This window comes from Streptomyces sp. MBT53 (genome assembly GCF_016654115.1).
GTDB lineage: Bacteria > Actinomycetota > Actinomycetes > Streptomycetales > Streptomycetaceae > Streptomyces.
On sequence record NZ_JAEQAZ010000046.1, the window covers coordinates 101,250 to 111,717 of the forward strand.

General features: G+C 68.1%; 9 protein-coding genes. 3 read left to right on the top strand and 6 right to left on the bottom strand.

The features are described 5' to 3' along the window. Window positions 1-252 precede the first annotated feature (252 nt). From JHN45_RS19115 to JHN45_RS19125, 3 genes are all read left to right on the top strand, one after another. On the top strand, window positions 253-1,326 hold the full coding sequence (locus tag JHN45_RS19115; RefSeq protein WP_078532690.1) for a ParA family protein: 1,074 nt from the start codon (window positions 253-255) through the stop codon (window positions 1,324-1,326). Beyond that, the gene (locus JHN45_RS19120) at window positions 1,323-2,423 is read left to right on the top strand and encodes a ParB/RepB/Spo0J family partition protein (protein ID WP_200716171.1); all 1,101 of its coding nucleotides are present in this window, start codon (window positions 1,323-1,325) and stop codon (window positions 2,421-2,423) included. The genes JHN45_RS19115 and JHN45_RS19120 overlap by 4 nt, the downstream gene beginning before the upstream one ends. Window positions 2,424-2,751: 328 nt before the next feature. Continuing rightward, window positions 2,752-3,369, top strand: a complete 618-nt coding sequence (locus JHN45_RS19125) for a GNAT family N-acetyltransferase (protein WP_200716172.1) — start codon at window positions 2,752-2,754, stop codon at window positions 3,367-3,369. Window positions 3,370-3,442: 73 nt separating this feature from the next. Here JHN45_RS19125 and trxA read toward each other — a convergent pair whose 3' ends face one another. The 6 genes from trxA to murJ all read right to left on the bottom strand — a co-directional run. After that, entirely contained in the window at window positions 3,443-3,775 is a 333-nt protein-coding gene (gene trxA, locus JHN45_RS19130; RefSeq protein WP_200716173.1) for a thioredoxin, read from the bottom strand. A 42-nt stretch (window positions 3,776-3,817) separates the two neighbouring features. Further along, window positions 3,818-4,786 (bottom strand): thioredoxin-disulfide reductase, encoded by a 969-nt coding sequence (trxB, locus tag JHN45_RS19135; RefSeq protein ID WP_200716174.1) that lies wholly within the window; start codon window positions 4,784-4,786, stop codon window positions 3,818-3,820. Between the two features lie 171 nt (window positions 4,787-4,957). After that, the gene (locus JHN45_RS19140; protein WP_200716175.1) at window positions 4,958-5,896 is read right to left on the bottom strand and encodes an anti-sigma factor; all 939 of its coding nucleotides are present in this window, start codon (window positions 5,894-5,896) and stop codon (window positions 4,958-4,960) included. Continuing rightward, window positions 5,893-6,618 carry an RNA polymerase sigma factor SigM gene (sigM, locus tag JHN45_RS19145; RefSeq protein ID WP_200716176.1) on the bottom strand — a complete coding sequence of 242 codons (726 nt, stop codon included), beginning with the start codon at window positions 6,616-6,618 and terminating at the stop codon, window positions 5,893-5,895. Before sigM ends, JHN45_RS19140 begins: the two co-directional genes overlap by 4 nt. Window positions 6,619-6,645: 27 nt before the next feature. Next, complete coding sequence (locus JHN45_RS19150; protein WP_200716177.1) at window positions 6,646-8,364, bottom strand: protein kinase family protein; 1,719 nt, start codon at window positions 8,362-8,364, stop codon at window positions 6,646-6,648. Between the two features lie 117 nt (window positions 8,365-8,481). Further along, window positions 8,482-10,468: murein biosynthesis integral membrane protein MurJ (gene murJ / locus JHN45_RS19155; protein WP_200716178.1), on the bottom strand; the 1,987-nt coding region annotated here is incomplete at its 5' end.

Consider the following 10,468-nt stretch of genomic DNA (forward strand, 5'->3'; position numbering starts at 1 on the left):
GACGAGACTTACTCCACACAAGCTGCCAAACCTACGCATGCCGGAGTGTCGCGGACAGTTCGGCCTCAGCTGCTGTGCATCGTGTTTCACGTGAAACGTCGCTCACTGCTCCACGGCATCATCAGCCGCAGCCGCGCGGCCGAACCCCGCGATAGGAAGCCTCTCGGATCACTCGGAGAGGGCACGGAGTTGTCCACAGAGGTGGAATTCTCCACAGAACAACAGGCCTCACTGGTTCACGACCCTGAAGACATGGGAGGCTCTGTTCATTGCGAGCCTGAAGTCGAGGAGAGTGAATCCTTGCGGTCCGACGCCAACATCGCGGGACCGATGACCGATCCGGTCCCCGGTCCCCGTACCGAGTCGATGGGGGAGGATGTTTCACGTGAAACACCGCCCCCTATGGACGACACTCCCATCGGTCGTGCTGCCCAACTGGCTGTGGAAGCCCTAGGTCGTGCCGGCGAGGGCCTGCCACGACCCGAGCAGACCCGAATCATGGTTGTTGCCAACCAGAAGGGCGGGGTCGGCAAGACGACGACGACCGTCAATCTTGCCGCTTCGCTGGCACTGCACGGTGCCCGTGTTCTGGTGGTCGACCTCGACCCACAGGGCAATGCCTCTACGGCACTGGGGATCGATCATCACGCGGAAGTTCCTTCCATCTATGACGTGTTGGTCGACAGCAGGCCTCTCTCCGAGGTCGTTCAGCCGGTTCCCGATGTCGAGGGTCTCTTCTGTGCCCCTGCCACGATCGATCTCGCCGGTGCGGAGATCGAGCTGGTGTCCCTGGTGGCGAGAGAGAGCAGACTGCAGCGGGCGATTCAGGCCTACGAGCAGCCGTTGGACTACATCCTCATCGACTGTCCGCCCTCGCTCGGCCTGCTGACGGTCAATGCGCTGGTCGCCGGTGCGGAGGTTCTCATCCCGATCCAGTGCGAGTACTACGCGCTGGAGGGACTCGGGCAACTGCTCCGCAACGTCGACCTGGTGCGGGGACACCTCAACCCCAACCTGCATGTGTCGACCATCCTGCTCACCATGTACGACGGCCGGACGCGTCTCGCGTCCCAGGTCGCGGACGAGGTGCGCAGCCACTTCGGCGACGAGGTATTGCGGACGAGCATTCCCCGCTCGGTCCGTATCTCCGAGGCGCCGAGTTATGGGCAGACGGTACTGACCTACGATCCCGGATCGAGCGGTGCCCTCTCCTACTTTGAAGCAGCAAGGGAAATCGCACTGAAGGGTGTGGGCGTCAGCTACGACGCACCGCATGCGCACATCGGCGCGCAGAGCGACCAGAGCATGGTGGAGGGCATCCAGTGAGCGAGCGACGGAGGGGTTTGGGCCGTGGGCTCGGCGCACTGATCCCCGCAGCCCCGACCGGGGAGAAGACGGTGGCTCCGGCCGCCATGGGAGGCGGCTCCGCATCCGCGTCCCCCACGGCCGTTCCGGTCATCACCGGCGACCGAGGAGTGGCCGCAGCGAAGGTCACCACCTTGCCGCCGGTTTCCTACGACACGGAGGAGCCGTCGTACGGCGCCGTGGAGACGTTCGCGCCTCCCATCGGTGCCCACTTCGCCGAGTTGCCTCTCGACTCCATCACGCCGAACTCGCGCCAGCCGCGTGAGGTCTTCGACGAGGACGCGCTGCAGGAGCTCGTCACCTCCATCAAGGAGGTCGGTCTCCTCCAGCCCGTCGTCGTACGGCAGATCGCTCCGACGCGCTATGAGCTCATCATGGGCGAGCGGCGCTGGCGGGCCTGCCGTGAGGCAGGACTTGAAGCGATCCCGGCGATCGTGCGGGCCACGGACGACGACAAGCTTCTCCTGGACGCTCTCCTGGAGAACCTGCACCGCGCCCAGCTGAACCCGCTCGAAGAGGCGGCTGCCTACGATCAGTTGCTCAAGGACTTCAACTGCACGCACGACCAGCTGGCTGACCGGATCGGGCGTTCCCGCCCGCAGGTCTCCAACACCCTGCGTCTGCTGAAGCTCTCGCCGTCGGTCCAGCGCCGTGTCGCGGCCGGAGTGCTCTCCGCCGGCCATGCCCGGGCGCTGCTCTCCGTCGACGACTCGGAGGAGCAGGACCGGTTGGCTCACCGGATCGTGGCGGAGGGGCTCTCCGTGCGGGCCGTCGAGGAGATCGTGACCCTGATGGGTTCACGACCCCAGACCGCCCAGCGCTCCAAGGGACCGCGGGCCGGCGCCCTGGTCTCCCCGGCGCTGTCCGACCTTGCCACCCGTCTCTCGGATCGCTTCGAAACCCGGGTGAAGGTCGACCTGGGGCAGAAGAAGGGCAAGATCACTGTCGAGTTCGCCTCGATGGAGGACCTTGAGCGGATCCTCGGTTCGCTGGCCCCGGGTGAGGGGCCGGTCCTGCAGCGGAGCCTGCTGGACGACGACTCGGAGGACGAAGCCTGAGCCCCTCTGGCTACGGCATGGGTTTCGTCCGCCCGACCTGCGGAGCGGGCCGCTGTCCGGTGTGTACCGGAACGCGGCCCGCTCTTTGCTTTCTGTCGGTATCGATGCAATCGCATCATGGATACGATGCGTTCGGGTATGGCGCATCCACCTGGCAGCACCTCTTAGGGGAGGCGGGGGCCATGCGAACGGTGAGCCGCACCGGACTGGTGAGCGCGGGTCTGGGCCTGGGGGCGGTCGGCGGGTTCGTCGGCAGTCTGCTCAGGGAACGCAGCGCTCTGACAGCCGCCCGCGACGCTGCGGGCGAAGGAAGCGAGGATCAGCCTTCATGGGGCGTCGGCTCGTACCGCTCACGTTGGACAACCTCCCGGACATTCCCCAGCGTTGCCGGTCGTGCGTCTTCTGGGAGCTGGACCCCGTCCGCGGCCAGGCCGCGGTAAGAGCGGGTACGACAGCCCTGGAGAAGGAAGCCTGGATCTCCGCCGTCCTACTGGACTGGGGCTCCTGCGGGCGGGTCGTCTACGTCGATGACGTGCCGGTGGGCTTCGTTCTCTACGCGCCCCCCGCCTACGTTCCTCGCTCCACGGCGTTTCCCACGAGCCCTGTCTCTCCGGACGCGGTGCAGCTGATGACGGCGTTCATCATGCCGGGCTACCAAGGACAGGGGCTGGGACGGGTCATGGTGCAGACCGTCGCCAAGGATCTACTGCGGCGGGGCTTCAAGGCGATCGAGGCCTTCGGCGACGCCCACTGGAGAGAGCCTGCCTGCATACTGCCCGCCGATCATCTGCTCGCCGTGGGCTTCAAGACGGTCCGCCCGCATCCCGCCCATCCACGGATGCGGCTGGAGCTGCGTACAACGCTCTCCTGGAAGGAAGACGTGGAGCTGGCACTCGACCGACTCCTGGGGGCCGTACAGAAGGAACCAGCGCTGCGACCGCTCTAGGGCAGCCATTGACAGCGCCAAAGCAAATGGGCCGACTCCGGGGAGTCGGCCCATCCATGTTTCACGTGAAACATCACTCGGAGATGAAGTCCTCCAGGTCGCGGACAATCGCGGCCTTCGGCTTCGCACCGACGATGGTCTTGGCGACCTCGCCACCCTGGTAGACGTTCAGGGTCGGGATGGACATCACGCCGTACTTGGCGGCCGTACCCGGGTTCTCGTCGATGTTGAGCTTGACGATCTCGATCTTGTCGCCGTACTCGGCGGCGATGGCTTCGAGGGACGGAGCGATCTGACGGCACGGACCGCACCAGGCGGCCCAGAAGTCCACGAGGACGGGCTTGTCGCTCTTGAGGACGTCCTGCTCGAAGGAATCGTCGGTCACATTCTTCAGAGTGCCGGCCACGGCGGGCTCCTTAACTTGATCGTGCGGTGGGGCGGATGGGGGTCAGACGGTGGTCTTCGCGGGCTCTGTCTTCTCCTCGTCCGCGAGGGCGGAGAGGAAACGCTCGGCGTCGAGAGCCGCGGAGCAGCCGGTGCCGGCGGCGGTGATCGCCTGGCGGTAGGTGTGGTCGACGACGTCACCGGCGCCGAAGACACCGGTCAAGTTGGTCCGGGTCGAGGGCGCCTCGACCTTCAGGTAGCCCTCCCCGTCCAGGTCCAGCTGGCCCTTGAAGAGCTCCGTGCGGGGGTCGTGACCGATCGCGATGAACAGGCCCGTCACCGCGAGGTCGGAGAGCTCCCCGGTCTTCAGGTTGCGCAGCTTGAGGCCGGCCAGCTTCGGGTCGCCCTCGATCTCCGCGACCTCGCTGTCCCACACGAACTTGATCTTCGGGTCGGCGAAGGCGCGCTCCTGCATCGCCTTGGAGGCACGCAGGCTGTCCCGGCGGTGGACGATCGTCACGGACTTGGCGAAGCGGGAGAGGAAGGTCGCTTCCTCCATCGCCGTGTCGCCGCCGCCGATGACGGCGATGTCCTGGTCCTTGAAGAAGAACCCGTCACAGGTGGCACACCAGGAGACACCCCGGCCGGAGAGGGCGTCCTCGTTCGGCAGGCCCAACTTGCGGTGCTGGGAGCCGGTGGTGACGATGACGGCCTTCGCCTTGTGCACGGTGCCCGAGGTGTCCGTGACGGTCTTGATCTCACCGGTCAGGTCGACGGAGACCACGTCGTCCGGAATCAGCTCGGCACCGAAGCGCTCGGCCTGGGCGCGCATGTTGTCCATGAGCTCGGGGCCCATGATGCCGTCCTGGAAGCCCGGGAAGTTCTCGACCTCGGTGGTGTTCATCAGCGCGCCACCGGCGGTGACGGCGCCCTCGAACACCAGCGGCTTCAGCGACGCGCGCGCGGTGTAGAGCGCCGCCGTGTAGCCGGCGGGCCCGGAGCCGATGATGATCACGTTTCGGACGTCGCTCACGGCTTGGTTCCTCGTCTCTGGACTGCGTCAGTACGACCGGTGGGAGCCCCTGCCAGAGCCTCCACCCCACCCAACGGATCCTACGGGGCCCGCATTCCCGGTGTGTCCGGGCACACGGAGACGGCACACAGGAGGGAAGTACCACGCCGGCCGGCGATGAGGCGTCCGGAGTCAGGGATGCGCGTACGACTGCGTCAGAAGAACCTTGCCAGGGGTGGATGTCTGCCCACTCACACAGGCCGCGTCGACGATGTAAGCCGTGACACGGCTGTTGTCGGAAGGGTCGGGCAGCACCACGAGATAGACGGCGGTTCCGTCGTAGGTGCCTTGTTTGGAACCGAGGACATCCTCGTTGCCACGGTTGATGCCCTGCCTGATGCAGGTCGGGATGGGATCCGAAGGCTGGATGAGCGTCTTGGTGGAGGGCTCTCCGTTGCCGGGTACGGTCTCGGCCTTATAGGGCCGATCACTGCCGTTAGTGCCTCGACTCGTGGCCGTCCTGGTGGAGAGCAGATCCGAGACCTCGCTCTGCAACTTCCCCTTCGAGAACGTGTCTGCGGCGCTGGTCGGGTTCGCATGAGCCGCGTCGGACGTCTTGTGGTCGCCCAGCGACTGGAGGAACAGGGAACCCGCTCCGAGAACGGCCGCGGTGAAGACGGCTCCCAGGACGATCCTCCCGCGGCGACCGCTGCGACTCCGGTCCTTGCGTCCGGGACCGGTCGCCGCATGCGCACGTCCTGACGGGCGGTCCGCCGGAGGCGATGTTTCACGTGAAACATGCGTCCCGGTGTCCTCGCCGGACACCGATCGGGACGCGCTCACCAAGGTCGGTGCGGCCAGGGTCTCTGGGGCGGTGGCACCCAGCAAGGCTTCCGCGGCGAGGGCCGCGTCGATACGGGTCGCGATCTCTGCGGGCATCCTCGGTGGGCCGGGCAGAGTCCCCAGCAGTCCCCGGATCTCCTCCAGCGAGTCATGGACATCGGCACAGAGCTCGCACTCGTCCAGATGCTGTCGTACCTCAGTCGTCCGGGACGGCGGGAGGAGGCCCTCGGCGAGGTCGGAGATCTCCGCGACGTCCGGGTGCCCGGCCGTGTCCGTCGTGGATGTCACGCTCGCCCACCTCCGCCCTTCACAGCAGCTGAATCGCTCGGCCCTGTATCCCTGGGACCCGATTCGCGTGGTCCCGCTGCCGGTGGGACGGATGTCCCCTGCGCCCGGTTCCGTCGTGCGCCCCGTTCCTCGTCGTCGGCGGCTCTTTCCGGCCGCAGATGGGTGAGGAGCGGAAGCAGTCTGGCTCTACCGCGGGCGCAGCGGCTCTTCACCGTGCCCGTCGGCACATCGAGCATCTGGGCAGCCTCCGCGACCGGGTAGCCCTGCATGTCCACGAGGACGAGGGCGGCACGCTGGTCGGGCGGGAGGGTGCCCAGGGCTTCCAGCAGTTGGCGGTGCAGGTCGTTGCGCTCCGCCGGAGCGGCGGCTGACTCGTGCGGCTCCAGGAGCTGTTCGAGTCGCTCGGTGTCGTCGACCGGGGACGTCTTCCTGGAGGCGGCCTTGCGGGCACGATCCAGGCAGGCGTTCACGGTGATCCGGTGCAGCCAGGTCGTGACGGCCGACTGACCGCGGAAGGTGTGGGCGGCCCGGTAGGCGGAGACCAGGGCGTCCTGGACGGCGTCCGCGGCCTCCTCGCGGTCGCCCAGCGTGCGGAGGGCCACGGCCCAGAGACGGTCCCGGTGGCGCCGTACGAGCTCACCGAAGGCGTCCGGGTCGCCTTCGACATGACGGGCGAGCAGATCTTGATCGCTCATGCCGTCGTGTCCGGCGCCTTCCGCCATCGGACCCCCTCCCCCTCCGGTGAGACGTCAGCCCGTGAACTTCACGTCGGTGATGGCCTGCTTGTAGCCGGCACCGCTGTAGCCGTCGCTGGGCGCCATCGGCACATCGGTGATCCACAGCAGTACGTACTGCGTCTTCAGCGACTTCGTCGCCTTCACCGTGAGAGAGGTTCCGCTGGTGGTGGCGGTTCCGATCTCGGTCATGTCGTCGACTCCCGTCGAGGGGGTCAGCGAGTCGGTGGCGTAGAGATGGATCGTCGTGTGGTTGCCGGTGTAGCGGAGCCCTATCGAAGCGGCCGAGATCTTCTTGGCCGAACCGAGGTCGTAGACGATACCCACGCCGGGCTTGTACGGCGCCAGTTTCGGGCCGGAGTTGTAGCGCTTGGTCCGCCAGTAGGTGGTGCTGTCACCGTCGTACGTCTTGGCGACGTCGTCCGGTGCCTGGGCGTCCCCGCTCGCCACGTACTCCTTCGCGCCCTCGATCGTTATGGCCGCGGCCGGCTTGGTGTTGCCGCCACTCTTGTCGTTCCCGTCCGTCGGCTGTGTCTGCTTGGTGTCGTCGGACTTGTTGCCCTGGTCCATCAGAGCGTCCGCGAGCTGCCAACTGCCCAGGCCCAGCGCGGCGATCAGCAGCGCGGACACGGCCCACTTGAGGGCCTTGCCGGTGCGGCTCTGCAGCGGGGGCGGCGGGGTCGGCACCGCTTGGGTGGCACCGGGATGCGGCGCGGGGCGGCCGTACGTGCCCTGTTGGTAGGTCGTGCGCTGGTACTCGGGAGGCGCGGTGAACGCGGGCTCCGGCGGGCGGATGCGGGGCATCTCGCCGATCGCCTTCACCAGCTCCTCCGGAGTGGTGCACGCCGATTCGTGCCGGGAGGCGGTGGCGCCGTCGTTGGCGAGCGCGCGCATGGCGAGCTCCGAGAGGCCTCGGTGGACGCCCGCGCGTACCTGGTCGGGGGCGATGAGACCCACGCCCTTGGGCAGCCCGGACAGGCCGTAGGCGTCGCTCTCGTACGGCCAGCGCTGGGTCAGCGCCGCGTACAGCAGGGCGCCGATCGCCTCCGTGTCCGTGCGCTGCGGGGTGTCCGAACTGATGCCGCGCAGCGCGGCGTTGACGGCCAGGCCCCGGATGCGCCACTGGCCGGACGAGGTACGAAGCACCGCGTTCGGGTTCAGGCGCAGATGGGCGAGGCCCTCGCGGTGGGCGGCGGCCATGGCCGAGGCGATCTGGCTGACCATCTGGTAGGCGTCGTGCGCCTCCAGCGGCGCGGGTGCCAGAAGCGCTGTCAGTTCCGTGGCGTCGGGCAGCCATTCGTGCACGACGTAGACGAGGTCGTTCTCCTCCACGGCGTCCAGGACCTGGACGAAGCGGGGATCACCCAGCAGCGCCGAGGATCGGGCCGCGGCCAGCACCGAGCGGGCCCGCGCATGGTCCGCGGGCAGGATGTGCACGCCGACGGCACGGCGGAGTTTCTCGTCCACCGCGCGCCAACTGCTGAAGCCGTCCAGACGGGTGACGCACTCTTCGAGGCGATAGCGTCTGGCGAGCTTGTGCCCGCTGTGCAGTTCGGGAGGTGAGGCCTTCTCGGTTTCCTCGATCCCGCCACTCCCCTGTGCCTCGTCGCTGTCCGTGTCCCGCTCCGGGTTCTGGGCCACCCCGTCGGCCGTGGACTGGTCCGCCTTGGCGGTCAGCGGCTCGTCGCCGCTGTTGTCTGCCACGTCGACGGCAGCCGTGCTCCGTTCCGCCACCGCCGCTCCTGCCTCCCCATCCGTTGCACGCTGTCCGACGCCGAAACCAATTGTGCCCACAGTCTGCCGCTATGCACGACACACAGGGGCGGACGATGGTTGTGCATGTGCCCCCGCTCAGCGCCCCAAGCGCCCGCGCACCATGCCGACGAGGGAGTTGAGCTCCTCGATACGCATGCGACGTGCGGCGACGTAGAAGACTCCGAGCAGTACGGCACCGCCCACCAGAAGCGCGGCGAACGAGCCGACGACACCCTGGCCGAGCGTATGTCCGATCCCGTAGCAGGCCGCACCACTGAGCAGTGCGGCCGGCACCGAGGCGATGCAGAGCCGAGCGTACGTCCGCAGCACCCGAGCGCCGTCCAGATCGCCGTTGAGCCGCTTGCGCAGCCGGTTCCAGGCGACACCGACACCGGTCGCGTACGCGAGGCCGTACGAGGCCGACATGCCGACCACGGCCCAGCGGGCCGGGAGCACGAAGTAACAGACCGCCGAGGCGCCCGCGTTGACCGCGGCGACGATGACGGTGTTGTAGAAGGGCGTCCGGGTGTCCTCGTAGGCGTAGAAGGCACGCAGGACGACGTACTGCACCGAGTACGGGATCAGGCCGAGGGCGAAGGCCATCAGCATGAAGCCCATGTTCGTGGCCGAACTGGTGCCGGAGGAGCCGAAGATGAGGGTGCAGATCGGGATGCCGAGCGCCAGGAAGCCGAAGGCGACGGGCACGATCGCGACGGCCGTGGTCCGCAGGCCCTGGGAGATGTCGTCGCGGACGGCGCCTCCGTCGCCCTCGGCGGCCGAGCGTGAGATGCGCGGCAGCAGGGCGGCCATCAGGGACACGGTGATGATCGCCTGCGGCAGACCCCAGATCAGCTGGGCGTTGGCGTAGGCGGCGAAGCCGGTGCCGTCGACCTTCGTGTCGTTGCCCGCGGCCGTGGAGAGCTGGGTGACGACCAGTGCGCCCGCCTGGTTGGCCAGGACGAACAGGACCGTCCACTTGGCGAGCATCGCGGCCTTGCCGAGGCCGTGGCCCTTCCAGTCGAAGCGCAGCCGCAGCCGGAAGCCGGTCTCCCGGAGGTACGGGATCATCGCGAGGGCCTGGACGACGAGGCCGAGGAGAACCCCGATACCGAGGAGCCGTTGCCCCTCCGGCGGGATCGTCGTGACCTGCATGCCGGAGTTCGCCGCGGTGCCGTAGACCCAGATGAACATGCCGAGCGTCACGATGATGACGACGTTGTTCAGGACCGGGGTCCACATCATCGCGCCGAACTTGCCGCGGGCGTTGAGGATCTGGCCCATCACCACATGGATGCCCATGAAGAAGATCGAGGGCAGGAAGTAGCGGGTGAAGGTGACGGCGACCTCGTTGGCGGCCGGGTCGTTGGCGACCTTCACCGACAGCAGGCGGACCAGGAGGGGGGCCGCGAAGACCGCGAGCGCGGTCAGTGCGCCCAGCGCCACCATGACCAGGGTCAGCAGCCGGTTGGCGAACGCCTCGCCGCCGTCCTCGTCCTCCTTCATGGCGCGCACGAGCTGCGGCACGAAGACGGAGTTGAGTCCGCCGCCGACGGTCAGGATGTAGATCATCGTCGGCAGCTGGTAGGCGACCTGGAAGGTGTCACCGAGCAGGCCGACACCGAGGGCCGAGACGATCAGCGCGGAGCGGACGAAGCCGGTCAGGCGGGAGACCATCGTCCCCGCCGCCATCACGGCACTCGACTTCAGGAGCCCGCCGGCCTTCCCGCCCTTCTTGGGAGCGGCCGACGGCGCGGGTGCCGTCGGGGTGAGCTGCATCGTGGCGTCGGACATCGGCGCCGGGGTCGGCGCGAGGGGTGCCTGGCCCGACGGCGGTGCAGGGGACGGGCCGGGGACCGCCGGGGGATCCATCGACGGGCGTCCGCCGCCCTGGCCCTGGTCCCGGAAGAGATGGGCGAAGGCGTCCGGCTCCTGGTACTCCTCGCCGGCCCCGGTCACCAGGTCGTCGACGCCCACGAACCGGGTCGTGCGCGCGTCGTCGCCGTAGGGCAGGTACTGGGTCGGACCCTCGGGCTCGGGCGCCGGGGTCTGCGCCCACACACGGGGGTCGGGGGCGTACGGGGAC